The 24631-nt window shown below is 74.5% G+C and carries 16 protein-coding genes and 15 pseudogenes; 8 read left to right on the top strand and 23 right to left on the bottom strand.

The features are described from left to right. Positions 1 to 21: 21 nt before the first annotated feature. From UK94_RS28295 to UK94_RS68360, 7 genes and pseudogenes are all read right to left on the bottom strand, one after another. Positions 22 to 276 (bottom strand): YggT family protein, encoded by a 255-nt coding sequence (locus UK94_RS28295; RefSeq protein WP_041939076.1) that lies wholly within the window; start codon positions 274 to 276, stop codon positions 22 to 24. A 90-nt stretch (positions 277 to 366) separates the two neighbouring features. Further along, positions 367 to 912: a cell division protein SepF gene (gene sepF / locus UK94_RS28290; RefSeq protein ID WP_041939075.1), complete on the bottom strand. Its 546-nt coding sequence runs from the start codon at positions 910 to 912 to the stop codon at positions 367 to 369. A gap of 10 nt (positions 913 to 922) precedes the next feature. Then, positions 923 to 1816 (bottom strand): alanine racemase, encoded by an 894-nt coding sequence (locus tag UK94_RS28285; RefSeq protein ID WP_055752233.1) that lies wholly within the window; start codon positions 1814 to 1816, stop codon positions 923 to 925. After that, positions 1813 to 2355: pseudogene (gene pgeF, locus UK94_RS28280) on the bottom strand (peptidoglycan editing factor PgeF); the annotation flags it as partial. The pseudogene pgeF and the gene UK94_RS28285, both read right to left, overlap by 4 nt. Before the next feature lies 1 nt (position 2356). Then, positions 2357 to 2496, bottom strand: a 140-nt coding sequence (locus UK94_RS68365; RefSeq protein WP_235490353.1) for a laccase domain-containing protein, incomplete at its 3' end; no start/stop codon positions are given. Between the two features lie 24 nt (positions 2497 to 2520). Continuing rightward, positions 2521 to 3656, bottom strand: a pseudogene (locus UK94_RS28275) (cell division protein FtsZ); the annotation flags it as partial. 1 nt (position 3657) lies between these two features. Next, positions 3658 to 4035, bottom strand: a pseudogene (locus tag UK94_RS68360) (cell division protein FtsZ); the annotation flags it as partial. 447 nt (positions 4036 to 4482) lie between these two features. Here UK94_RS68360 and murC point away from each other — a divergent pair. Both murC and UK94_RS28265 read left to right on the top strand, forming a co-directional pair. Then, positions 4483 to 6249 (top strand): UDP-N-acetylmuramate--L-alanine ligase, encoded by a 1767-nt coding sequence (gene murC, locus UK94_RS68355; protein ID WP_011603363.1) that lies wholly within the window; start codon positions 4483 to 4485, stop codon positions 6247 to 6249. 116 nt (positions 6250 to 6365) lie between these two features. Then, on the top strand, positions 6366 to 6914 hold the full coding sequence (locus tag UK94_RS28265) for a nitroreductase/quinone reductase family protein (protein WP_055752220.1): 549 nt from the start codon (positions 6366 to 6368) through the stop codon (positions 6912 to 6914). Between the two features lie 202 nt (positions 6915 to 7116). Here the strand turns inward: UK94_RS28265 and UK94_RS28260 are convergent. The 16 genes and pseudogenes from UK94_RS28260 to mraZ all read right to left on the bottom strand — a co-directional run. Further along, positions 7117 to 8021: pseudogene (locus tag UK94_RS28260) on the bottom strand (UDP-N-acetylglucosamine--N-acetylmuramyl-(pentapeptide) pyrophosphoryl-undecaprenol N-acetylglucosamine transferase); the annotation flags it as partial. A gap of 1 nt (position 8022) precedes the next feature. After that, a partial coding sequence (locus UK94_RS68350) for a glycosyltransferase (protein ID WP_235490339.1) occupies positions 8023 to 8247 on the bottom strand: 225 nt, incomplete at its 3' end. Between the two features lie 3 nt (positions 8248 to 8250). Then, positions 8251 to 9095, bottom strand: a pseudogene (locus UK94_RS68345) (FtsW/RodA/SpoVE family cell cycle protein); the annotation flags it as partial. Position 9096: 1 nt separating this feature from the next. Further along, positions 9097 to 9530: pseudogene (locus UK94_RS68340) on the bottom strand (FtsW/RodA/SpoVE family cell cycle protein); the annotation flags it as partial. A 219-nt stretch (positions 9531 to 9749) separates the two neighbouring features. Further along, a pseudogene (locus UK94_RS68335) lies at positions 9750 to 10114 on the bottom strand (UDP-N-acetylmuramoyl-L-alanine--D-glutamate ligase); the annotation flags it as partial. Position 10115: 1 nt separating this feature from the next. Next, positions 10116 to 11171 (bottom strand): UDP-N-acetylmuramoyl-L-alanine--D-glutamate ligase (murD, locus tag UK94_RS28250; RefSeq protein ID WP_235490337.1); only part of this gene is annotated, 1056 nt, incomplete at its 3' end. Continuing rightward, positions 11164 to 12231, bottom strand: coding sequence for a phospho-N-acetylmuramoyl-pentapeptide-transferase (mraY, locus tag UK94_RS28245; protein ID WP_011603358.1), 1068 nt, complete (start codon positions 12229 to 12231; stop codon positions 11164 to 11166). The genes murD and mraY, both read right to left, overlap by 8 nt. 49 nt (positions 12232 to 12280) lie before the next feature. Further along, positions 12281 to 13684: a UDP-N-acetylmuramoyl-tripeptide--D-alanyl-D-alanine ligase gene (murF, locus tag UK94_RS28240; RefSeq protein ID WP_011603357.1), complete on the bottom strand. Its 1404-nt coding sequence runs from the start codon at positions 13682 to 13684 to the stop codon at positions 12281 to 12283. Beyond that, a pseudogene (locus UK94_RS68330) lies at positions 13681 to 14242 on the bottom strand (cyanophycin synthetase); the annotation flags it as partial. The pseudogene UK94_RS68330 and the gene murF, both read right to left, overlap by 4 nt. 1 nt (position 14243) lies before the next feature. Continuing rightward, positions 14244 to 14731 (bottom strand): annotated as a pseudogene (locus UK94_RS68325) (Mur ligase family protein); the annotation flags it as partial. Position 14732: 1 nt separating this feature from the next. Then, a partial coding sequence (locus UK94_RS68320; protein ID WP_235490333.1) for a Mur ligase domain-containing protein occupies positions 14733 to 15321 on the bottom strand: 589 nt, incomplete at its 3' end. 104 nt (positions 15322 to 15425) lie between these two features. Beyond that, the gene (locus UK94_RS28230; protein WP_011603355.1) at positions 15426 to 17801 is read right to left on the bottom strand and encodes a penicillin-binding protein 2; all 2376 of its coding nucleotides are present in this window, start codon (positions 17799 to 17801) and stop codon (positions 15426 to 15428) included. Further along, positions 17798 to 18757 carry a hypothetical protein gene (locus tag UK94_RS34160; RefSeq protein ID WP_011603354.1) on the bottom strand — a complete coding sequence of 320 codons (960 nt, stop codon included), beginning with the start codon at positions 18755 to 18757 and terminating at the stop codon, positions 17798 to 17800. Before UK94_RS34160 ends, UK94_RS28230 begins: the two co-directional genes overlap by 4 nt. After that, positions 18754 to 18863 (bottom strand): annotated as a pseudogene (locus tag UK94_RS68315) (16S rRNA (cytosine(1402)-N(4))-methyltransferase); the annotation flags it as partial. The pseudogene UK94_RS68315 and the gene UK94_RS34160, both read right to left, overlap by 4 nt. 1 nt (position 18864) lies before the next feature. Beyond that, positions 18865 to 19731 (bottom strand): 16S rRNA (cytosine(1402)-N(4))-methyltransferase RsmH (rsmH, locus tag UK94_RS28220; RefSeq protein WP_235490331.1); only part of this gene is annotated, 867 nt, incomplete at its 3' end. 263 nt (positions 19732 to 19994) lie between these two features. Then, positions 19995 to 20426 (bottom strand): division/cell wall cluster transcriptional repressor MraZ, encoded by a 432-nt coding sequence (mraZ, locus tag UK94_RS28215; RefSeq protein ID WP_055752231.1) that lies wholly within the window; start codon positions 20424 to 20426, stop codon positions 19995 to 19997. A gap of 558 nt (positions 20427 to 20984) precedes the next feature. Here mraZ and UK94_RS68310 point away from each other — a divergent pair. The 6 genes and pseudogenes from UK94_RS68310 to UK94_RS68285 form a co-directional block, all read left to right on the top strand. After that, positions 20985 to 21264 (top strand): annotated as a pseudogene (locus UK94_RS68310) (AAA family ATPase); the annotation flags it as partial. A 1-nt stretch (position 21265) separates the two neighbouring features. Beyond that, a pseudogene (locus UK94_RS68305) lies at positions 21266 to 21583 on the top strand (AAA family ATPase); the annotation flags it as partial. A gap of 1 nt (position 21584) precedes the next feature. Beyond that, positions 21585 to 21901 (top strand): annotated as a pseudogene (locus UK94_RS68300) (ATPase); the annotation flags it as partial. Between the two features lie 275 nt (positions 21902 to 22176). Then, on the top strand, positions 22177 to 23268 hold a 1092-nt coding region (locus UK94_RS28205; protein ID WP_235490329.1), incomplete at its 5' end, for a DUF58 domain-containing protein. Next, positions 23265 to 23550: pseudogene (locus UK94_RS68290) on the top strand (transglutaminase domain-containing protein); the annotation flags it as partial. The gene UK94_RS28205 and the pseudogene UK94_RS68290, both read left to right, overlap by 4 nt. 1 nt (position 23551) lies before the next feature. Further along, positions 23552 to 24630, top strand: a pseudogene (locus UK94_RS68285) (transglutaminaseTgpA domain-containing protein); the annotation flags it as partial. Position 24631 lies beyond the last annotated feature (1 nt).

Genomic DNA, 24631 nt, shown 5'->3' with positions numbered 1-24631 from the left:
CGCGGTGTGCACACAACCCCGTCACAGGCTCTGGGCATAGCTTCGCAGCACCAAGATCACCAGGAAGAGCACCAGATACCCGAGGTCAAGCGATACGCTACCCACCCTCAACGGGGGCAGGATACGGCGGATGAGCCGCAACGGGGGGTCAGTCACCGTGTACACGGATTCGAAGATCAACAACAGTGGGCCGGTCGGACGGAACGATCGACCGAGGACGAGAACAAGGTCGGTGATCCACCGCGCTATCAGGAACAGGAAGTAGACCAGCAGCACCCATGAGATCAAGTCGCCTAGTGTGCTGATGGTGCTCTCTCCTGGAAACCTTGGGGATCCGGGGGGCGCGTCAGTGGTCCGCGCTCCCCGTCATGACTGGTTGTAGAACCCACCCTCACGGATGCGTCGCTTGTCCGTCTCGGTGACCTCGACGTTGTGCGGCGAGAGCAGGAAGACCTTGTTGGTCACCTTCTCGATGTCGCCACGCAGCCCGAAGATCAGCCCGGCGGCGAAGTCGACCAGCCGCTTGGCGTCGACGTCGTCCATGTCGGTGAGGTTCATGATAACGGGGGTGCCGTCCCTGAACTCCTCGCCGATCTGCCGCGCCTCATTGTAGCTACGTGGCTGAAGCGTCGTGATCCGGTAGGGGTGCGTCTCCTCGACGGGCATCACCCGCCGCATCGGCACAGGTCCGGCGGGGCGCAGTGGTTCGACCGGTGGACGTCGCGGCATGGCGACCGGCTCCTCCCGTGCGTCGATCCGACGGACCGTGCGGTCCATCGGGACCGGTTCGTGCATGGCACGCCGGTCGTCATGACCGACCGCACGACCGTCGTCGTAGTCGTCGTCGTCGAGATAGTCCTCGTCCTCCTCGGCCAGACCGAGGTAGACCATCGCCCTGCGCCCGAGCCCCATGGGCGCGACTCTAAGGGACACCCGGCCGTTCACCGAACAAAGCGGTCCCGATCCGAAGGTGTGTCGCGCCCTCGGCCACCGCGGCCTCGAGATCGCTCGACATGCCGGCGCTGATCACGGTGGCCTGAGGGTGGTCCACGACCAGCCGTTCGGCGACGGCACGCAGCCGCTCGAACGCGGGACGTGCTGGTTCACCACGGGGCGCAACCGCCATGACGCCGCGCAGTGTCAGTCCGGGCGCCTCGTCGACAAGATCAGCCAGCGCCGGAAGCTCCCCTGGATCGACGCCACCCCGGCCCGAATCGGCGACCACGGACCCCACCCGCCCCCGGGAATCACTCCGTGAGTCCAACGAGACCTGCAGGCAGATCGACAGCTGGCGGCCTCGTTCGACCGCGAGCCGGGACAGGACGCCGACCAGGGCCGATCGGTCCACCGACTGGACCCAGTCCGCCCAACGCAGGACGGATCGGGCCTTGTTGCGCTGAAGTTGGCCGACGAAGTGCCAGATGACGTTCGGTTCACCCGGCGCCGGGTCCGCCGCCGCACCCGGCGCCACGCCCGCCCCGGCGAGCCCGTCCCCGCCGCCCGCGGACGGGTCGCCGGAGACCTGGGCGAGCTCACGCGTGACCATAGTCACCTTCGGGCCGGCCTCCTGCTCGCGGTTCTCGGCGAACTGGCGCGCCCCGAGTGTGTGCAGCATCACGACATCCGCGGCCGGATAGGTCTTGCTCACAGCGATGAGGGTTAGCCCGGCCGGATCGCGCCCGGCCGTGCGGGCCGCGGTGGCGATCCGTTCCTCGATCACGCTGAGCCGGCGGGCCAGCTCCGCCCGGCGCGCCGGGTCGCCGCTTCCCGCCGCGGCCGGATCGACCCCGGCGGGCGGGTCCGGACGCGCGATCACGCGGCCGACCCGAGCCACGCCACCCCGGCGAACCGACCGGTACGACCGTCGCGGCGGTAGGAGTAGAGCTCCGGGTCCTCCGCAGTGCAGCGGGTGGCGACGGCGATGTCGGTCACACCCGCTGCGGTGAGCTGATGGTGGATGCCCGCCCGCAGGTCGATCGCGGCGGTCCCCCGCCGCGTCGCCGCCGCGCTACCCGGCACCCGCTGCTCGACCTCCCGGCGCAGCTCCGCCGGCACCTCGTAGCAGCCCGCACAGACGCACGGTCCGATGGTGACCGTGAGCCGATCCGCCGGGACACCGAGCCGGTCGAACGCCGCCAGCGTCGCGTCGATCACTCCGTCGGTCATGCCGGCCCGCCCGGCGTGCGCGACCCCCACCGCCGTCGGGGACTCGAACAGCACCGGCGCGCAGTCGGCGACCATCACCGCCAGCGCGAGGCCCGGCACGTCGGTCACCAGGGCGTCCGCCTCCGGCGGTGGGGCCGGCTCGCGCGCGACGACGACCCGCGTGCCGTGTACCTGGCGCATGTACTGCACNGGCATCCGCAGCCGCTCGGCCAGCCGGCGCCGGTTGGCGGCGACGGCATCCTCGGCGTCGCCGACATGATCACCGAGATTGAGCCCGCCGAACGGCGGCACGCTGACCCCGCCCGCGCGGGAGGTGACGAGAACCGGCATGGCCGGAAGTCTGCCCGGCGCGGGCTATTTGAGGAAGTCCGGCACGTCCAGCTCGTCGTCGTCGGCCACCGGCCGAACGGGGCGGCGCGGCGGCGGGTAGGTCGGTCGCGGCCCCGTCGCCCGTGGCGGGTCGACCCGGTGCGGCTGGGCGTAGCCGGGGTCGGCCGCCGGCTCCACGGGTTCCCGCACGGGCGGCGCGATGCGCGACTCCACCGTCGGGATCACCGTCGACTCGCCGGGCGAGACGCGCTCGTGGGCGGCCGGCGCCCCCGGCAGCGGCTCGGGATGGTAGTGCCCGACGTTCGCCTGGGCGATCGGTGACGGCGGCGTCTGCAGGTAGCTCGGCGTCGGCGGGGCCGGCTGGACCGGCGCGGGGGTGGGCGGCGGCGGGGGTGGCGGGGGCGGCGGCGCGGCCTGGGCCGCGCGGGCCGAGGCGCTCGGGATCGTCGGCAGGGGCGGCAGAATCGTCGTCGACGGCGCGGACGCCGGGGCCGGAGCCGGGGCCACGCTCCCGGTGCCGCCGCCGGCGGCCCCACCCTGGCCGGGGGGCCGCCGCGACTGCTGCACGTGGGACGGCCTGATCCGCCGGTCCTGCACCGTGTCGAACCCGGCGGCGATGACCGTCACCCGCACCTCGTCGCCGAGGGCGTCGTCGATCACCGCGCCAAAAATGATGTTCGCCTCGGGGTGGGCCGCGTCCGCGACGAGCTCCGCGGCCGCGTTGATCTCGAACAGACCGAGGTCCGAGCCGCCGGAGATGTTGAGCAGGACGCCCTGGGCGCCGTCCATGCTCGCCTCCAGCAGCGGGGAGGCGATCGCCTGTTCGGCGGCCACCGTGGCCCTGTCGTCGCCACGGGCCCGCCCGATACCCATCAACGCGCTGCCGGCGTGCGACATGACCGTCTTCACGTCGGCGAAGTCGAGGTTGATCAGACCGGGGGTGGTGATCAGGTCGGTGATGCCCTGGACACCGGAGAGCAGCACCTGGTCGGCGCTGCGGAAGGCGTCGAGCACGCTGATGTCGCGGTCGGTCATCGCCAGCAGGCGGTCGTTCGGGATGACGATGAGGGTGTCGACCTCGTTGCGCAGAGTGTCGATGCCCGTGTCCGCCTGGGTCGCGCGGCGCCTGCCCTCGAAGGTGAACGGCCGGGTCACGACACNGATGGTGAGCGCGCCGAGCGAACGGGCCACGTTCGCCACGACGGGGGCGCCACCCGTACCGGTGCCACCACCCTCACCAGCGGTGACGAAGACCATGTCGGCCCCCTTGAGGACCTCCTCGATCTCCTCCCGGTGGTCCTCGGCGGCCTGCCGGCCCACCTCGGGATCGGCCCCGGCGCCGAGGCCCCGGGTCAGCTCGCGGCCGACGTCGAGCTTCACGTCGGCGTCGCTCATGAGCAAGGCCTGGGCATCGGTGTTGATGGCGATGAACTCGACACCCTTGAGACCGACTTCGATCATCCGGTTGACGGCGTTGACGCCACCACCACCGATCCCGACGACCTTGATGACCGCGAGATAGTTCTGTGGGGCAGCCATGCGGTGTCGGTCCTCCAGCGGCGTCGGTGGTCGGACGGGGGGATACCCCGCCCCTGNGGCGCCGCGGGATGGCGGATTCACGCGGCGAGCGGGGGAAGCAGTCAGAGTCTCAACCTTCACCGTCAGCTAGACGGTTACAGTTATGTCAACTTCCGACTGTGGATCGGACAGTAGGCACGGCTACGTCGGTGGTCAAGGAAGCTGTCGGCGCGTCACGTCCCTTCCTGGCACGTCCGCTTCGTCACAGCCTTCCCCGCGCATCGCCTTCGGCGATGCGCGGAGGCCCCTGGCCCCCTGCGGCAGCCCTCTCCCGTCAGATCACCTTCGGCGACCCTCCTGGGATGGCAGACCTCGGCCTCGGCGATTCGCGGGGGTGCCCGGACGGTTCGCGGGGGCGCGATCAAGGGGGAGCGTGGCGGGGCGGGGGCGTGATGGTGTACTGCCTGCGTGACCCGTCAGCGCACCCAGCACGTCCATTTCCTCGGCATCGGCGGCTCCGGCCTGTCGCCGCTGGCCCAGATCCACCTCGCCGGTGGCGGGAAGGTCAGCGGCAGCGACGCGGAGGACTCCCCCCGCGTGGCGACCCTGCGCGCTCGCGGGGTGCCCGTCCGCGTCGGGCCCGCGCCGGCCGCGGAGAAGATCGCCGCCGAGCTCGCCGGCGTGGATGTCGTGGTCGCCTCCAGCGCCCTCGCCGAGGATCACCCCGAGATCGTCGCCGCCCGGTCGCTGGGCCTGGCGGTCCGCCGCCGGTCCGAGTGGCTACCGGAGCTGACCGCGGGTTACCGGCTGGTCGCTGTGGCCGGCTCGCACGGCAAGTCGACCACGTCGGCGATGTTGACCCTGGTGCTGCGCGCGGCCGGGCTCGACCCCACCGCCGTCATCGGCGCGGAGGTCTCCCAGCTCGGGGGCAACGCCCTCGCCGGCTCCGGCGACCTGTTCGTGCTGGAATCCGACGAGTACGGCGGCGCGTTCGCCGGCCTCGAACCCACCATCGCCGTGATCACCAACGTCGAGTGGGAGCACCCGGACATCTTCCCGGACGAGGCGTCGGTCCGGACCGCCTTCACCGCGTTCGCCCGGCGGGTGCGTCCCGGCGGCCGGCTGGTCGTCTGCGGGGACGATCCGGGGGTGGCCGCCGTCCTCGCCGAGCTGCACCGGCAGGGGACGCCCGCGGCCGCGCCGGTGCTCGACTACGGCTTCGGGACGGATCGCCGCTGGCGTGCGGTGGACGTCGCCACCGTGGCCGGGGACGACACGGCCCGCGCCGTCGTCCTGCACGGCGGTCAGGAGATCGGCACCCTGACCCTGGCGGTCCCCGGCCGACACTCGCTCCTCAACGCGCTGGCGGTCCTCGCGGTCGCCACCGAGCTGGGCGTCGCGCCGGCCCAGACCCTGGCGACGCTCGCGACCTACACCGGTGCCGCCCGCCGCTTCGAGTTCGTCGGCTTCTGGCGCGCCGGCACACCCGATCCCGCCGTCCCGGCCGCCGCAGGCGCCGCAGCCGCCCCACCCGTCCGCCGCGATCCCGCCACCGCGGCCGCAGCCGCCACCACGGCACCCATCGGGCCGCCGGACTCGCCGCCGCCGACCGGCATCGCCCTGCCGCGGGCCGCGCCCCCGGCCGTCGACGCACCGGTGGCGGCGACGCCGGCCCCCGCGGCCGGCCCCGACCATGCGGCCGCCCTGCCGGCCCCCGCCGGCGCGCTCGCCTCGCGCTCGCCGACCGGACCGGCCACCGCCGTCGCCGATCCGGTCGGCGAGTGGAGCCTGGAGATCATCGACGACTACGCCCACCACCCGACCGAGATCCGGCTGACGCTCGCCGCGGCCCGCGCCCGGACACACGGCCGGGCGCTGTGGGCCGTGCTCCAGCCGCACACCTACAGCCGGTTCGCCGCGCTGCTCGACGGCTTCGCCACCGCCTTCGCCGACGCCGATCGGGTCTACGTCACCGACATCTACGCCGCCCGGGAGACCGACGACCTCGGCCGGCACCCGACGGACCTGGTCGAGCGGCTGGTCGGGCCCGCGGTGGTCGGCTACGTGCCCTGGCCGGAGCTGGTCGACCGGCTCGCCGCGGACGTCCGCGACACGCTGAGCGGCCCCGTTCCCGCCCAGGCCGGCGGCATCCTGCTGCTCACCCTGGGCGCCGGGACGATCACCACGGTCGGGCCGCGGCTGCTGGCGGCGCTGGACGAACCGGCGGCGGGCTGAGGCCGACGCGGCGGCACCCGGCCTGATCCTCCCTGCCGTGACGCTGCGTCGATGGTTGACTGCCGCAACACGCCCACCGCCGGCACGGCCGGCGGCGACCGGTGAGGATCAGGTAGATGTCCGACACTCAGGACCCGCGCAGCCCCGGCTTCGACATCCGGGCGGTCAACCAGACCGTGATCGCCGAATACCGAGCCACCGGCGGAGCACTGGAGAAGACGCTGCCCGGCTCCCGGCTCGTGCTGCTGACGACGACCGGTCGGCACAGCGGGCGGGAACACACCACGCCCCTCGGTTACGTGACCGACAGCGCCGCCGACAGCCCCGCCGACAGCCCCGCCGACGCCCCGACGGACGAGATCCCGACGGACGAGGAGCACCAGGCCGGCGGGAACGGGCGGGCTGGCCGCCACGACCGCATCATCGTGTTCGCGTCCAACATGGCGGCCTCGCGGCATCCGGACTGGTACCGCAACCTGACGGCCAACCCCAAGGTCACCGTCGAGCTCGGGGACGACCGGTTCGCCGCGCAGGCGTCCACCGCCACCGGGACCGAACGGGAGCGGCTCTACCAGGCACTGGTGGAGACGATGCCGGGCATCCGCGGACACCAGGAGCAGGTCGAGCGCGAGATCCCCGTCGTCGTCCTGTCCGCCCTGCGCTGACACCCCCCGCCACCGCCAGCCACCGCCAGCCGCCCCCGTCCGGCCGGCCCGTCCACGGAAGGCACGGCCCCGGTCGCGATGCGCGGGAAGCGAAGCGGTGCGTTGCGCACGCTCCTGGAGCGCAGACCGTGCAGAACGCACCGCAATCGCCCCTGCCCGGGTTCGGCCTGGCCAGGAGGCGGCCTGGCCAGGAGGCGGCCTGCTAGGAGGCGGCGTGACGGGGGCGGGACCGGCGCCGGGTCGCCGCCGCGTCGCGGACCATGGCGACGATCGCCGCGGCGGCCTGCGGGTAGCCGGTGCCCGCGCACGCCGCCGACATCTTCGCCAGCCTCTCCGCCGAGGTGAGCACCGGCAGCACGTTCGCCAGCAGCCAGTCCTCGTCGAGGGCGGCGTCCTCGACGAGCAGGCCACCGCCGGCCTCCACCGTCGGCAGGGCGTTGCGACGCTGCTCGCCGTTGCCGTGCGGGAGCGGCACGTAGGCCGCCGGCAGGCCCACCGCGGCGAGTTCGGCGCAGGTCATCGCGCCGGAGCGGCACAGCGTCATGTCGGCGGCGGCATACGCGGACATGATGTCGTCCAGGTAGGGCCGCAGCTCGTAGGGGGCCGGCAGCCCGCGGGGCAGCGCCGCCGCGACCTCCTCGAAGTTCTTCGGTCCGGCCGCGTGCAGCACCTGGACGCCCGCGGTGGCCAGCGAGTGCGCGGCCGTGGTCATGACCTGGTTGAGGCTGCGGGCCCCCTGGGAGCCGCCGAAGACGAGCAGGGTCGGGCGGTGCGGGTCAAGCCCGTAGCGGGCCCGCGCGGCGCGGGCGGCGGCCGGTGAGCGGTCGAGGCTGAGGATCTCCGCACGCAGCGGGATCCCGGTGAGGGTCGCGCCGCGCAGTGGGGTGCTCGGGTACGAGGTGGCGACGAACGGGGTGAACCGGGCGCCGAGCCGGTTGGCCATCCCGGGCAGCGGGTTCGCCTCGTGGACCACGATCGGGATGCCGCGGCGCCGGGCGGCGAGGTAGGCAGGCACCGACACATAGCCGCCGAAGCCGACGACGACGTCCGCCCGGACCCGGTCCAGCGTCGCGCCCGCCTGGCGCACCGCGTCGAACAGGCGGACGGNCAGCTTCAGCAGCGCGGGGGTGGGCCGGCGCGGCATCGGCACCTTCGGCACCGTCGCCAGCTCGTAGCCCCGCGCCGGCACCAGACGGGCCTCCAGGCCGGTGGCCGTGCCCAGCAGGGTCAGCCGCGCGCGCGGATCGGCGGCGCGCAGGGCGTCCGCCACGGCGAGCGCGGGTTCGACATGGCCGGCTGTCCCGCCGCCGGCGAGCACTACGCTTCGCAACATCGGTCAAGACGATGACACATCGGGCCGGCCCACGGACAGCCCGGTACCGGTCGCTCGCCCACCGGTGCCGGGTGCTATGTCGAGGCCGTCGACGGGCACGAGCTCCAGGTCGGGTCGGCGGCCACGGCGGCCGGGCAGCCGCGGCCGCCGCCGCACCCCGGCGCGCTCGGCGCGGGCCGCGCGGCGTTCCTCGGCCCGTCGGGCCAGGTACTTCGCCGCCGCCGGCTCCGAACGGGCGAAGGACAGCAGCATCCCCAGCGCGGCGAGGGTGGGCAGCAGCGCGGACCCGCCGAAGGACACCAGCGGCAGGGTGACGCCGGTGATCGGCAGCAGGCCGACGACCGCCCCCATGTTCACCACCGCCTGGACGATGATCCAGGCGGTGACGCCGGCGGCGGCCAACCGGACGAACAGGTCGTCGGAGCGGTGGGCGATGCGCAGGCCCGCGTAGCCGAGCACGCCGAACAGCCCGACCACCACGAGGCTGCCGACCAGCCCCAGCTCCTCGCCGATGATCGCGAGGATGAAGTCGGTGTGCACCGCGGGCAGCAGCTCCGGCCACTTCGCCCGGGAGGCGCCGAGCCCGTCGCCCCACCAGCCGCCCGTGGACAGCGCGTAGATGCCCTGGACGGCCTGGAAGCCGTCACCGTTGGCGTCGGCGAAGGGGTCGGTGAACGACAGCAGCCGCCGGATCCGGTAGGGCTCGACGACGGCGAGCACGGTCGCCGCGAGGATCATCGAACCCATCACCGCGCCGTAGAAGCGCTTCGGGGTGCCGATCACCCACAGGATGGTCAGCGGGACGACCGTCACGCAGATCGCGCCGCCGAGGTCCGGTTCGAGCAGCANCAGCAGGTCGATGAACAGGAACACCGGCACGAGCGGGACGAACAGGTGCTTCGGGTCGGACAGCCGCCGCCGCTTGCGCACCAGCAGATCCGAGCACCACAGCACCAGCGCGATCTTCGCCAGCTCGCTGGGCTGGATGGTGATCGGGCCGACGACGATCCACTGCCGGGCACCCCCGCGCACGCTGCCGATGCCGGGGACGAGCACGGCCATGAGCAGCAGCACCGTCCCGGCCAGCAACGGGTAGGCCAGGGCGCGGAAGACCCGCACCGGCAGCCGGCTGGCCGCGACGACGATCGGCAGGCCGATGCCCACCCAGATCGCCTGCCGGATGAACAGCGTGTACGCCGAGCCGAACAGGGCGTAGGAGCGCACGCTCGACGCCGAGAGCACCATGACCAGGCCGAGCAACAGCAGCAGACCGGCCGAGGACANCAGCAGGTAGTAGGAGGCCAACGGCCGGTCGAGCAGCGGCACCCGCAGCTCGGNGGTCTCCCGGTCCACCGGGCCGTCGTCGTCCTGAGCAACCCGGTCCTGAGCCTCCCGGCCGGTCCGGCCGGTCCGGCCAGATCGGCCGGATCCGCCGGAACCGGCGGCGATCGGCCGCACCGGCATCCCGGTAGGGGGCGACACCGGCCTCGAACCAGCCACGGCTACCCCTCTCGTGCGCGCACCGCCTCGGCGAACAGGTCTCCGCGGGCCGCATAGTCGCGGAACATGTCCATCGAGGCCGCGGCCGGCGCGAGCAGCACCGTGTCACCGGCGCGCGCGAGTGCCGCCGCGGCCCTCACCGCATCGTCCATGCCGGCGGCCCGTTCGACGGGGACATCGGGGGCGTGTCGGGCGAGCGCGACCGCTATCTCGTCGGCGCAGCGGCCGATGAGCACCGCGCCGCGCAGCACGCCGCGGGCGTCGCGGACGAGCTCGTCGAAGGCGAGGCCCTTGTTCAGCCCGCCGGCGATCCACACGACCGACGGGTAGCCGGCCAGCGAGGCGGCGGCGGCGTGCGGATTGGTCGNCTTGCTGTCGTCCACCCAGCGGACGCCGTCGATGACGGCGACCTCGGCGTTGCGGTGGGCCCCGGCGCGGAACTCGGCAAGCGCCGCGCCGATCGCCGCGGGGTCGACGCCCTCGGCACGGGCGAGCGCCGCCGCGGCCAGCGCGTTGGAGATCAGGTGGGGGCCGGTGACCCGCAGGTCGCGCACGGCGACGAGCCGGCCGCCACCGAAGGCGTGGTCGACGAGGTGACCGGCCTCGACGGTCAGCCCCGGGGCGGGGCGGGCCGCCGGGTCCCGGCCGAACAGCACCCGGCGCCCCGGCGCCCCGGCGAGCAGCCGGGCGCTCGCCGCGTCGTCGGCGTTGCCGATCGCGATCGTCGCCGGATCGCGCCAGATCCGCGCCTTGGCCTCGGCGTAGGCCTGCGCGCCGCCGTGCCAGTCGAGGTGGTCGGGGGCGACGTTGAGCACGGCCGCGGCCAGCGGGGCCACGGTGTGGGTGTAGTGGAGCTGGAAGCTGGACAGCTCGACGGCGAGCGTGTCGTAGGGCGGCTCGGCGGCGACGGCCTCGACGATCGGCGTGCCGATGTTGCCGGCGGTGATCGCCCGCCGGCCCCCCGCGGCGAGCATCGCCCCGAGCATCTCGGTGGTCGTGGTCTTGCCGTTCGTGCCGGTCACGGCGAGCCAGCGGGTGGCGCCGCGCCAGTGCCAGGCGAGCTCGACCTCCCCCCACACCGGCACCCCCGCCGCCGCCGATCCGGTGATCAGCGGCGCGGTCGGCGGGACGCCGGGCGACGTGACGACGAGCCCGGCGCCGCCGGGCCCCGCCGGCAGGCCGCCGAGCACCACCGTGGCCCCGAGCGCCCGCAGGTCGGCGGCGGCCGCGCGGTGCCGCTCGGTGTCACCGGCGTCGACGACCCGCACCCGGGCGCCGCGGGCGAGCAGCGCCCGGGCCGCGGCGAGCCCCGACACCCCCACCCCGACGACCAGTACCGACAGCCCCGCCCAGGCCCGCGGCCCCGCCGGCTCCGGGAGGCCGCTCGCCTCCGTGGGGCCAGCAGACTCCGCGGGGCTAGCCATTGCCGTGGGAGAGGAACTCGGCGTAGAACAGGCCGAGCCCGAAGGCCACGGCGAGGCCGGAGACGATCCAGAATCGGATGATCACCGTCGTCTCGGGCCATTCGGCGAGTTCGAAGTGATGGTGGATCGGTGCCATGTTGAACACACGTTTCTTCGTGGCCTTGAAGAACGCCACCTGGATCATCACCGACAGGGTCTCGATGACGAACAGGCCGCCGAGGACGACGAGCAGCAGCTCGGTCCGGCTGACGATGGCGATGCTGGCGAACGCGCCGCCGAGGGCGAGCGAGCCGGTGTCCCCCATGAAGATCTTCGCCGGGCTGGCGTTCCACCACAGGAAGCCGAAGCAGGCCCCCATCGCCGCCGCCGCGACCAGCGCCACGTCCAACGGGTCGCGCACCGCGTAGCAGCCGGCGGGCGAGTCCCCCGGCTCGCACAGGTTGCCGAACTGCCAGAACGAGATGACCACGTACGCGCCGAAGACCATCGCCGACGTGCCGGCGGCGAGGCCGTCGAGGCCGTCGGTGAGGTTCACCGCGTTCGACGTCGCGGCGATGATGATCCAGGCCAGCAGGGGGAAGCCGATGATGCCGACCGTCAGGGAGGTGTCGCGCACGATCGAGATGTACGTCGACCCCGGCAGCAGCCCGGCGTGGTTTTTGAACCGGACCGCGAGCAGCCCGAACGCGAGCGCGACCGCGGCCTGACCGGTGAACTTCATCCGGGCGGTGAGCCCGAGGCTGCGCTGCTTGCGGATCTTGATGTAGTCGTCGAGGAAGCCGACGATGCCGAGTCCGGTCATCACCAGCAGGACGAGCAGACCGGAGGCGGTGAAGCCGATCCCGGTCACCAGGTGGGCGAGGAAGTAGCCGACCAGCGTCGCCACGATGATCACGGTGCCGCCCATGGTGGGCGTGCCGCGTTTGGTCAGGTGGCTCGACGGGCCGTCCTCGCGGATCTCCTGCCCGTACCCCTGCCGGCGGAAGAACCTGATCACCCAGGGCGTACCGAGCAACGACACGACCAACGCGACCATGGCCGCGATAAGAACGCCTCTCACGCGTGTGTCACCCGCGCGTGTCCGCCCCGGTGCACCCAGCGGTCCGTTCTCATGCCCCCTCGATCCCGGCGCCGACCACGCCGAACCTCGTCACCACGTCCTCGGCGACGCGCTCCAGACCGTAGGACCGGCTGGCCTTGACCAGCACGACGTCGTCCGGCCGGGCGAGCGCGACCACCGTCGCCACCGCCTCGTCGGCGTCCGCCACCCACCTCGACTCGCCGTCCCAGGAACCCTCCAGCGACGCCGCGAGGTGGATGCGCCGAGCCGCCGGCCCCACCGCGATCACCTGGTCGATCCCGAGCCGGACGGCGAGCCGGCCGAGCGCGTCGTGCGCGTCGTCGGCGGCGTCGCCGAGCTCCCCCATGCCCCCGAGCACCGCGATCGCCCGGCCCGCCCCGCGCATGTCGACCAGCGTCGCCAGGGCGGCGCGCATCGACTCGGGGTTGGCGTTGTAGGCGTCGTTGACGACGACGACCCCGGCGGCGGTCCGGGTGACCTCCATCCGCCAGCGGCTGCGCGCCCGCGCCGCGCCGAGCGCCGCCGCGGTCCGCGCGGGGCTCAGGCCGAGGCGCAGGGCGACGGCCGCCGCGGCGAGGGCGTTGGGCACCTGGTGCGCGCCGACGAGGCCGAGGGTGACCCGGTGGCGCTCGCCGCCGGCGAGCAGGTCGAACGAGGCGTGCCCCAGCGGGTCGACGCGGACGCCGGCGCCGCGCACGTCCGCCGCGGCGTCCTCGCCGAAGGTGATGACCTCGCCACGCGCCCGCGGCGCCATCGCCGCCACCAGCGGGTCGTCGGCGTTGAGGATGACGGCGTCCTGGGCGGCCTCGGCGAGCTCCCCCTTGGCCGCGGCGATGCCGAGCCGGCCGTCGGTGTACTCGCCGACGTGCGCGCTGCCGACGTTGAGCACCGCCCCGACGGACGGGCGGGCCACCGCGCACAGCGTGGCGATGTGCCCGAGGCCGCGCGCGCCCATCTCCAGCACGACGAACGCGGTGTCCGGTTCGGTGCGCAGCAGCGTCAGCGGCAGGCCGATCTCGTTGTTGAACGACCCGGGCGCGGCCACGGTCGGGCCGAGCTCGGCGAGCAGGTCCGCCAGCAGATCCTTGGTCGTGGTCTTGCCCGCCGAGCCGGTGACGGCGACGACGGTGGCGCGGGCGATGTCGCGCACGTGCGCCGCGAGGGCGGCGAGGGCGGCGGACGGGTCGGCCACGACGACCGCCGGCACGCCGAGCGGCCGGGCGGCGAGCACCGCCGGCGCCCCCGCGGCCACCGCCGCGGCGGCGAAGTCGTGCCCGTCGGAGCGGGCGCCGACCAGGGCGACGAACAGCGTGCCGGGGCCGACCTGACGGGAGTCCACGGCGACGGCGCCGACCACGGCGGCCGGGTCGGCGACCGCGTCGAGGCGTCCGCCGGTCGCCACGGCGACCTCGGCGAGGGTCAGCGGGATCATCCGCGGGCCGCCGCGTCCAGCGCCGCGCGCAGCACCACCCGGTCGTCGAACGGGGTCACCACCCCGGCCTGTTCCTGTCCGGACTCGTGCCCCTTGCCGGCGACGACGACGGCATCCTGCGGGCCGGCGGCGGCGACGGCCGCGGCGATCGCGGCGGCCCGGTCCGGTTCGACCAGCACCCGGCCCGCCGCGCGCGCGGCGGTCGGCACCCCGGCGAGCATCGCGGCGAGGATGTCCGCCGGGTCCTCCGAGCGCGGGTTGTCGTTGGTGAGGATCGCGAGGTCGGCGAGCGTGGCCGCGGCGGCGCCCATGAGCGGGCGCTTGCCGCGGTCGCGGTCCCCGCCGCAGCCGAGCACGACGATGATTCTTCCCTTCACCAGGGGACGGACGGTCGCCAGCAGCGTCGTGACCGCGTCCGGGGTGTGGGCGAAGTCGACCAGTGCCAGGAACGGCTGGCCGGCGTCGACCCGCTCCATCCGGCCCGGCACGCCGGGCAGCGCACCGATCCCGGCGGCGGCGGCGGCCGGGTCGACCCCGACGGCCACCAGCAGCGCCAACNCACCCAGCGCATTGGCGATGTTGAACACCCCGGGCAGCGGGACGGACAGCTCCACCCGCTCGCCGCCCGGCCCGGCGGCCAGCAGCTCGCTGCCGGTGGGGCCGGCGGTGACGTCGCGGGCCGTCCAGTCGGCGGGGCCGTCGACGGCGAAGGTGACCGCGTCCGGGCGGCGGGCCGCTAGCCGCCGGCCCCACTCGTCGCCCACGCCGATCACCGCGGCCGCCGCCCGGCCGGGAACGAACAGCGACGCCTTCGCCTCGAAGTAGTCCGCCATCGTGGGATGGAAGTCGAGATGGTCCTGGCTGAGGTTGGTGAACAGCGCCCCGGCGAAGTGCAGCGCGTCCGCCCGGTGCTGGGCCAGCGCGTGGCTGGAGACCTCCATGGTGGCGGCGTCCACGCCCCGTTCGACCATCGTCGCCAGCAGCGCCTGCAGGTCGCTGGCCTCCGGGGTGGTGTGGGCGCTGGCCAGCCGGTCCCCGGCGATGCGGNTCTCCACCGTGCCGATCAGCCCGGTGGTGTGGCCGGCGGCCCGCAGCCCGGCGTCGAGGAGGAACGCGGTCGTCGTCTTGCCGTTGGTCCCGGTGACACCGAGCAGGCGCAGCCCCGCCGACGGATCGCCGTGGATGCGGGCCGCCACCGGGGCGAGGTCGCGGCGCGGGTCGGCGCTGACGAGCACCGGCAGCGCGGCCGCCGGCCCACCCGCGGCGGCGATGCGCCGCGCGCCCTCGGCGTCGGTGAGCACCGCCACCGCGCCGCGGGCGATCGCGGCGGCGGCGAAGTCGGCGCCGTGCACGTGCGCGCCCGGCAGGGCCGCGTAGAGGTCGCCGGGCGCCACCCGGCGGGAGTCGTGGGTGACGCCGCGCACCACCGCGTCCGATCCGGGTCCGGCGGGCGCGGCGGGCGCGGCGGGCGCGGCGGCGTCCGGACCAGGGCCGGCGGGCAGCGGGGCCGGCGCCGGTGGGAGTTGCGCGGCCGTGAGCACCGCGCGCAGATCAGCCAGGCCGCACGCCGTCGGGGCGGCCGGTCGGGGTGCCGGTGGGGTCACGCTGACGACCTTAGTGGGAGCAAGCTCGGCCATCGGCAGGGGCGCCCGGGCTTGGCGGTGGTCCCCCGAATGCCGCAGGTGGACCGCTCTCGCACCGCTTGTCCAGGTCTGGCGGGTTACCTGCTGTGGTCGCAGTGCTACTTGTCCAGGTCGAGGACGAGCGGCGTCGGCTTCGTCGTCGGCTGCGGCACACCGAGGGTGGTCAGGGCGAAACTCATCACGCCCTGGAACACCGGCGCGGCGACCTGACCGCCGAAGTACCCCTTCTTCGGGTTGTCCAGGACGACCTCGACGACGACCTTCGGGTCGTCGGCCGGCGCGAAGCCGATGAACGACGAGGTGTACCCCTGGTAGCCACCGTGCACGGGATCCGGCCGGTACGCCGTGCCGGTCTTGCCGGCCACCCGGTAGCCGGGGACCTCGGCAAGCGGCGCGGTGCCCTCGTTCGTCGCGACCGTCTCCAGCATCCGGCTCAGCGTCGCCGCGGTCTGCGCGCTGATCACCCGCTGGCCCGGGGGATGCGGGGTGACCTGAACGGTCCTGTCCGGGCCGGTGACGGCGTCGACGAGCCGGGGGGTGACCCGCACCCCGCCGTTGGCGACGGTGGCGTAGACCGACGCCATCTGCAGCGCCGTCGCCGACATACCCTGCCCGTAGGAGATCGTCGCGGCCTGGCTGCCCGACCAGTCCTTCGCCGCCGGCAGCAGGCCGCTGCCCTCGCCGGGAAAGTCCAGCCCCGTCTTCGCGCCCAGGCCGAAGGCGCGCAGCGCCTGTTCCATCCCCGCGCGTCCGACCCGCTCGGAGACCTCCACGGTGCCGATGTTGCTGGAGCGGGCCAGCACCCCGGCGGTGGTCAGATGCTCGACGCCGTGCGGCTCGGAGTCCTTGATGGCCACCCCACCGCGGATGATGGACGGCGGGACGGTCAGCGGCGTCTGGGCGGTGATGAGGCCGCGATCGAGGGCGGCGGCCATCGTGATCACCTTGTTGACGCTGCCGGGCTCGTAGGCGTCCCGGGTCGAGCGGTTGCCCAGCGCCGGCTGGTCCCGAGGGGTGATGTTGCGCGGGTCGAACTCGGGCGCGTCGGCCATCGCGAGGACGTCGCCGGTGCGGGGGTCCATCACCACGACCGTGCCGCCGTCGGCCTCGGAGGACCGCACCGCGTTGGCGATGGCCTGCTGGGCGTTCCACTGGATGTCGCGGTCGAGGGTGAGCCGCAGCGCCGAGCCGGGGACGGGATCGCGTTGCCGGCCGTGACCGGAGGGGATCTCGATGCCCTCCGGGTTGGCCTCCAGCACGCGCATGCCGTCGGTTCCCCGCAGCACCTTGTCGTACTCGAGTTCCAGGCCGCCGGCGCCCTCCAGCACGTCCCCGTCGCCGCGCCGCATGAACCCGACGACGTTGGCCGCCAGCGGACCGGCCGGGTAGGTCCGGCCGCGTTCCTCGGTGATGCCGATACCGTGCAACTCCAGGGCGCTGACCTTCTTCGCGACGTCGGGGTTCAGGCCGCGGGCCAGGTAGACGAACTTGATGTGCCTGGTCGGGTCCGTCAGCAGCTTCGTCAGCCGTGGCACGCTGTCGTCGAGCACGGGGGCGAGCTTCGCCGCGGTCGCGGCGACGTCCCGGACGTTCGTCGGGTTCGCGTAGACCGCGCGCAGCTCGACGTGCTGGGCGAGGGTGTGGCCGGAGCGGTCGGTGATGGCGCCGCGCACCGCGGGCAGCACGATCGTGCGCAGCCGCTCCTTCTCGGCCTGCGCCGCGTAGGTCGACGCGGAGAAGCCCTGGAGCTGGGTCAGGCGCAGCGCGAGGATGCCGAGCAGCGCGCACATGAACACGATCGTCACCCGCAGCCGCCGCCGCGGGCTGCTCAGCCGGTAGCTGCGCCGGACCGGGGGACGCGGTGGCCGACGACCACCGCCCGCACCCCCGCCGCCCCGGACATAGCGGCCCCGGCCGGCACCGGCGCCGCGGGGCAGCGCCCCCGGCCGATACACGCGGCGACCCGCCGTCCCGGCACCGCTGCGCGCCCGAACGCGTCTGTCGAGGCCGTCGTAGCCGAGGCCGTCGTGGTCGACGGCGGCGTCGCGGTCCAGGGCGTCGTCGTAGTCCAGGGCGTCGTCGTAGTCGTAGTCCCGGGCGTCGTGGTCCCGGGCGTCGTGGTCCCGGGCGTCGTGGTCCCGGGCGTCGTGGTCAAAGGCCTCGTGGTCGCGGTAGCGGCCGTCGTGCCCGCGGGCGGCACCCGCCCGGCCTCGTCCCCGGGTGCCGCCCCGGGCCGCGCCGCTGCCGCCCCGGCGCGCCCGCGGGTGCTCCTGGGCGCCGCGGGGCCTGGCGGTCCGCAGGCCCGACGGGCTGCGGGGGCGGCCCGGATCGTCGTGATCCCCGTCGTCCGCCGGGCCCCGATCCGGATCGTCGTCACGGCGCAACCGTCCGCCGTGCACGGAGGCCGGCGGTGGGGTCACCAGCCGTAGCCGTCCGCGCCCGCGCCGGGGTGAGCCGGAGAGGGCGGAGCTCACCGCGCGGGCCCACCCCGGTCAGCGCCGGCGGTGCCGGTCGAGGTCGCCGTGCCCGACGGCGCCCCGGCGCCCGAACCGCTGCCGACCGCGCCCGACTGCTGCGGTCCCACGGCCGAGCCGGCCGCCGCGGGGCCGGTTGCCCCGCCGCTGGTGCCGGTGGCCGCGGTGCTCGTCCCGGCCGCGCCGGCGCCCACGACGCCGGGCGCGGTCGTCTCCGCGCCGATGGCCGCGCCCGCGGTGGCCGCCGCAGTGCCCGCGGTGCCGGTGGCCGCGGCGCCGGTGGCCGCGCCGGCGCCGGTGGTGGCCGCGCCGGTGTTCGCGCCGGGTGCCGCCGCGGCGCCCGGGTCGGCATCCGGCGCCGTGCCCGTCCCGGACCCGGCTGTGCCCGCGACGGCCGGAGGCTGCTGGCCTGGCGGTGCGGGCACGATCACCAGGATCGAACCGCTGCCCGGCTCCCGGGACAGCACCCGGGCCCCCGGCGGCAGGGGGGTGCCCGGCGCAAGGTACTCGGGCACCCCGCCGGGAACCAGGCCGAGGCGGCTGGCCTGGGCGGCCAGCGCCGCCGGGTCGGAGAGCTGATCGGCCCGCACCGCGAGCGACTGCTCCTCGTCCGCCAGGGCGGAGGCCCGATTACGCAGGGTGTTCTCGTGGAACGAGTTCTCCATCAGCGCGAGGTTGAGCCCCAGCAGACCGAGCAGGCCGGCGCCGAGCAGGACCAGCAGTAGGACGACGAACGGTCCCTTGCGAGCCCCGGTCGGCGCCGGGCGGACCACCGTGAGCCGCGTCCGGACGGGGGCGCGCCGCAGCGGGGGGTCGAGGACCGGAGCCGTCGCCGCGGCGGTGCGCGCCGCCGCGCCTGCCGGCACCCGGCCCGCCCGGGCGCCGGGGGGCGGGCCACCGGCGCGGGCGGCGCCGCTCCGCCCCGCCCGGGAAAGCGGCTGCGCGGGAGCGGTCACGATGCACCTCCGATGGTGGGCTGGGTACGGTCCGGGTTCGGAGCCGTGCGTTCGGCGGCCCGCAGCCGCACGGACGCCGCCCGCGGGTTGTCGGCCTTCTCGACCTNGCCGGCCGGTTCGGCACCACGGGTGAGCCAGCGCAGCCGCGGCTCGGCGCCGGCCGGCACCACGGGCATGTCCGGCGGCACCAGCGTCTCCGCGTAGCCGCGCAGCTCCCGCTTGACCAGTCGGTCCTCGAGGGAGTGGTAGGACAGCACGACGAGCCGGCCACCGACGGCCAGCGCGTCGAAGGCGGCGGGCAACGCCCGGGCGAGCACATCCAGCTCGGAGTTGACCTCGATGCGCAGCGCCTGGAAGGTGCGCTTGGCCGGGTTGCCGCCGGTGCGCCGCGCCGGCGCCGGGATGGCGTCGCGGACGAGGTCGACCAGCCGCGCGGAGGTGGTGAACGGCTCGACGGCACGGGCCCGGACGACCGACTCCGCGATGCGGCGGGCGAACCGCTCCTCGCCGTAGTCCCGCAGGATCCGTGCCAGCGCGGCGGCGTCGTAGGTGTTGAGGACCTCGGCGGCCGTCAGGCCGCGGGTGGCGTCCATCCGCATGTCCAGCGGCGCGTCCCGCGAGTAGGCGAACCCGCGCGCGTCGGTGTCGAGCTGCAGGGACGAGACCCCGAGGTCGAACAGGACGCCCTGGACCCGCGCGGAGCCGAGGCCGGCGAGAACCGTGCCGATCTCGTCGTAGACGGCGTGGACGAGTCGCACCCGCTCGGGTGCGAGGGCGCGCAGCCGCTCGCCGCTGTGCGCCAGGGCGTCGAGATCGCGGTCGAGACCGACGACGCGGACCTCGGGGAAGGCGGCGAGCAGGGCCGCGGCGTGTCCGCCGAGCCCCACCGTGGCGTCCACCACCACGGCCCCCGGCCTACTCAGGGCGGGGGCCAACAGTTCCAGCACGCGGTCGGTCAGCACAGGCGTGTGCATGGCGTTCAGCGCTGAGCCTCCCTCGACCGCTCGTGGACCTCGTCTTCAGATGTGCTGACGGGCTCGTCCGGTACGGCGGCATCCCGCGCAGGACGCGGGCACCGCCGGTGCGGNGGAATCCGCACGCGGGACCGCCGGGGGTGACCAGCCCGGCACGCTGCCCACCGTGCCGGCCGCCGGGGAAGGGGTGGCCGGAGAAGCGGGTGCGGGCGCAGGCCGGAACACGTGTTCCGGGCGTCCGGATCGCGAGATCCCAGGGCAGCTCAGATAACTCCGGGCAGGACCTCCTCGGACAGCTCGGCAAAGCTCTCCTCCTGGCTTTCCAGGTAGGCCTGCCAACGCTGGGCGTCCCAGATCTCGACCCGGGTGTTCGCCCCGTTGACGACGCAGTCGCGCGTCAGCCCCGCGTAGGTGCGCAGCGGGGCGGGAATGGTGATGCGCCCCTGCCGGTCCGGCGCGTCGTCGGCAGCCGAGGAGAAGAACACCCGGCTGTAGTCACGCAGTGCCTTCGCGGTGACCGGGGCGGTGCGCAGGGACTCGCTGATCCGGGTGAACTCCGCCATCGGGAAGACGTACAGGCATCGTTCCTGCCCCTTCGTGATCACAAGCCCCCCCTCCAACTCGTCGCGGAACTTCGCGGGCAGGGTCAGCCGCCCTTTGTCCCCCCCCCGCGGCGTGTGGCTGCCGAGAAACACCGGCGACCTCCCTGCCACTGCCAGGAAGACAGCGCCTGGTCACCCCGCGACGGTCAACCGTGAGCTCCTGTCCCCCACTGCGCGCCACTCTACTCCACTGCCCCCCACCCGACACCCCCTCAACACCCCNCGGCACCCCACCGAAACCACTCCGACATCAGGCGCGCGTGATGCCCCGACAAGGACTGGTATAAACCCCCTGAAATTGGTAGGAAAGTCTCTTACCTGCGGGGGTTCGAGCGACTCCCCCGACCCGCCGACCGGGGCCCGGTGGATGGGGGCCCACAACCTGNCACTCCCCACCCGTCGGCCCGTTCCCGGGCATGTTTCCTTGACCACGGTGGCCTGCGTGGCCGCTGTGGATGTCACACTCGGGAGGGGGACGGGTTTCGTCGGGGCCGGCTCCGCGCAGCCCAAAAGCCCGACACCCGGAGGGGGGCCAACTAGTGGTGACCGACCCAGGTCTGCTCCACTGGCGTGACCCGGTGGCCGACATCGNCCACCTTGCCGAGATCGCCGACCGGGTGCGGGCGCGCGTCGAGACGGTCATCGACGGCNAGTCCGAGGCGATCACCACCGCACTGGTGGTCCTGCTCTCCGAGGGCCACCTGCTCATCGAGGACGTCCCCGGGGTGGGCAAGACCATGCTTGCCAAGGCCCTCGCCCGCTCCATCGACGCCCGGGTGCGGCGCATCCAGTTCACGCCCGACCTGCTGCCCAGCGACGTGACCGGCGTCAGCGTCTACAACCAGGGCACCCGGGACTTCGAGTTCCGCCCCGGCCCGGTGTTCGCCAACATCGTCGTCGGCGACGAGATCAACCGGGCCGAGCCCAAGGCNCAGTCCGCACTGCTGGAGTGCATGGAGGAGCACCAGGTCACCGTCGACGGGGTCACCTATCGGCTGGAGTCGCCGTTCATGGTCATCGCGACCCAGAACCCGGTGGAGATGGAGGGCACCCGGGCACTGCCCGAGGCGCAGCGGGACCGTTTCACCGCGCGCATCTCGATGGGCTACCCCTCCCCCGCCGCCGAGATGGCGATGCTCGACAACCACGGCAACGCCAATCCCCTGACCAGCATCACCCCGGTCACCGACGCCGCCGAGATCGCCCGACTGATCACCCTGGTACGCACCGTGCACGTGTCTCCCGAGGTGNGGCACTACATCGTCGACCTCGTCGGCGGGACCAGGGCGCATCCGGAGATCGCGCTCGGGGCGTCCCCCCGGGCGGCGCTGCACCTCATCCGGGCCGCGCGCGCCCGCGCCGCCCTGGACCAGCGCGCCTTCGTCCTGCCCGACGACGTGCAGGAGATGGTCATCCCGGTGATGGCGCACCGCCTGCTGCTGCACCCGGAGATCATGCTCTCCGGCGAGCCGGCCACCGAGGTCGCCACCCGCGTGCTGACCGAGGTCCTGCACCGGATCCCCATTCCCCGGCCCGGCACGGCACGCCCGGCCCGGCACGGCCGTTAGAGATCCGTGTGCGGGACTTTGTCGCGGCGCTGCGCGGCCTGACGGTCCGCGGCCGGTCCTTCCTCGCCGCGGGGGCGGCCTNCGCCGTGTCCGCGATCATTCTGGGTGAGCAGGACCTGCTGCGCATCGGGCTGCTCGTCGCGAGCCTGCCGGTGCTCGCGGCGGCGGTCGTCTGCCGCACCCGTTACCGGCTGTCCTGCACGCGCCGGCTCGAACCGCGCCGGGTCACCGCGGGCGATCGGGTGAGCGTGCGCATTCAGTTGGAGAACGTCAGNCGCTCGCCGTCGTCGGCGCTGCTGGTGGAGGACACGACCGGCTCCGGTCTGGGCGGCGGCGCCCGCTTCGTGCTCGACCGAATCGAGCCCGGCGGCAGCCGAGACCTCTCCTATGCCCTGCGCGCGTCGGTCCGCGGCCGCTACCAGATCGGGCCGATGGCGATCCGGCTCGGCGATCCGTTCGGGCTCTGCGAGCTGTCCCGCAGCTTCCGCAGCCTCGACGAGCTGATCGTCGCGCCCGCCGTGGAGCGGCTCCCGCCGGCCCGGCCGCGTGCCTCGGCCAGCGTGAGCGCCGAGCTGCGCCGGGCCACCGGCCTCGTCGGCGAGGACGAGACGACCACCCGGCCGTACCGGTCCGGCGACGACCTGCGCAAGGTGCACTGGAAGACGACGGCCCGCAGCGGCGAGCTGATGGTCCGGCGCGAGGAGCATCCGCAGACCGGCGCCGCGGCGATCCTGCTCGACTCCCGCGCGCGGGCCTGGCCGGACTCCGGCCCCGCCTCGGCGTTCGAATGGGCGGTCAGCGCCGTCGGCGGGATCGGGCTGCACCTGGTCCGCGGCGGCTATCGGGTCCGCCTGCTCACCGACCGGGGGCAGGTCACGACCGCGGCCGGCGCGACCGTCTCCGGGCTGCTCGACGAGCTGGCCACGCTCGCCCCGGCCAGCGCCGAGTCGCTGCACCCGGCGCTCGCCGCCCTGCGTCGCCCCGGCGGCGACCGGGGCGGCCTGCTCGTCGCCGTGCTCGGCCACACGGAGCCCGCCCAGATCACGACGCTGGCCGCGGTGCGCTCGCGCCGGGCCCCCGCGATCGCCGTCCTCGTCGACGTGACGAGCTGGCACCCCCACCCGGCGGCCGCCGCCGACCTCGCGGCGGCGCGGACCACACTGACTCGCGCCGGTTGGGCGGTCCTCGTCGCCCGGCAGGGCATGAGCCTCGCCTCGGTCTGGCCGCGGGTGACGGCGCTCGCGGGCCAGGGGGGATTCGCCGGCGTCGGCCGCGCGGACGAGGGCACGGGCGGTGGCCCGGCCGCGGCGACCCGGACCGCAGCGACCCGGACCGCGGGCCAACCCCCGCGCCGGGCGGGCCGGTGAGCGTCCGCCCGGTTCCGACCGTCGTCGCCGCGGCCGCCTGCCTGCTGTCCACCAGCGCGTTGTCCCGGCTGTTCGACGGGACGCTGTGGTGGATGCGGCCCGTCGTGATCGCCGTCGTCGTGGCGGTGGCGACCGCGACGCTCGGCCGGTTGCTGCGGCTGCCGGTCGCAGCCGCCGTCCTGCTCAGCCTCGCCGGGCTCGTCGGCACCGTGACCGTGTTGTGCGCCCGGGGGACGGCGCTGCTCGGGGTGGTGCCGACCGCGGGGACGGTGCGGACCCTGCNCACGCTCATCGCCGACGGTAGTTCGGACATCTCCCGACTGGCGGCGCCGGTGCCGCACCGGCAGGGGCTGGTGGTCCTGACCGTCATCGGCATCTACCTCGTCGTCATGGTCGTCGATCTGATCGTGGTGACGTTGGACCGCCCGGCCCTCGGCGGGCTGCCGCTGCTGGCCCTGTACGCGGTGTCCGCGGCGATCCTGCCCGGCGGGGTTGGCACCGTCCCGTTTCTTCTGGGGGCGTCGAGCTTCGTCGCGCTGTTGCTGCTCGACGGTCGGTTGGCCTTCGGCCGGTGGGGCCGGACGGTGTCCGACGCCGGGCGTGGGCGCGGGCGGGGGGACGGGGCCGGCGAGCGGGAGGCGTTCGGCGGCCGGCTCACCGTGAACGCGCTCGGGGTGGCGCTCGTGGCGCTGCTCGTCGCGGTCGCCGTGCCGCTCGGCCTGCCGTCGCTGGACGGCGAGGGGCTGGTGTCGCGTAAGGGCGGCTACGGCGCCGGAGACGGGCCGAGCTCGGCCAGCGTCGTGCAGCCGATCGTCTCGGTGAACCAGCAGTTGCACGCCAGCAAGGAGGTGCCCCTGCTCAGGGTGCGCTCGCAGACCCCGCGATACCTGCGGCTGACGGCGCTGGAGAACTTCGACGGGCAGTTCTTCACCCTGCGGGCGCTCAACGCCACCCGGGACAACCGGATCAGCGAGGGTCTGCCGAAGCCGCGCCTGGGCGGCACCACCGCGCAGGTCAGCGCGACCATCGACGTCACCACCCGGTTCAACGAGCTCTACCTGCCGGTCCCCGGCATCCCCACCAAGATCAAGGGGCTCACCGGCGACTGGCGGCTGGCGGCCCCGACCGGCACGATCTTCTCCACCCGGACCTCGACCGCGGGCGTGCGCTACCAGGTCGACGCGACCGTGCCGGACCCGACCCGGGCCGAGCTGGAGGCCGCGACCGGGCCGACCCCCGCCGATCTGGCCGTGGACACCGCGCTGCCGGACAACCTCGACCCCCGCCTGCGTCAGCTCGTCGAATCGATCACTCACAACGCGCGCACCCCCTACGAGAAGGTGTACGCGATCCAGCAGCACCN

This window comes from Frankia sp. AvcI1 (genome assembly GCF_001420875.1).
GTDB classification, from domain to species: Bacteria; Actinomycetota; Actinomycetes; order Frankiales; family Frankiaceae; genus Frankia; species Frankia alni.
The sequence above is the reverse complement of the archived record's forward strand: the minus strand, read 5'-3'. Positions and strand labels throughout refer to the sequence as shown.

Coding starts and splice junctions, on each gene's coding strand:
- sepF (WP_041939075.1), bottom strand. CDS start 912: ATGGGGCTCGGGCGCAGGGCGATGGTCTACCTCGGTCTGGCCGAGGAG.
- murF (WP_011603357.1), bottom strand. CDS start 13,684: ATGATCCCGCTGACCCTCGCCGAGGTCGCCGTGGCGACCGGCGGACGC.
- UK94_RS28265 (WP_055752220.1), top strand. CDS start 6,366: ATGTCCGACACTCAGGACCCGCGCAGCCCCGGCTTCGACATCCGGGCG.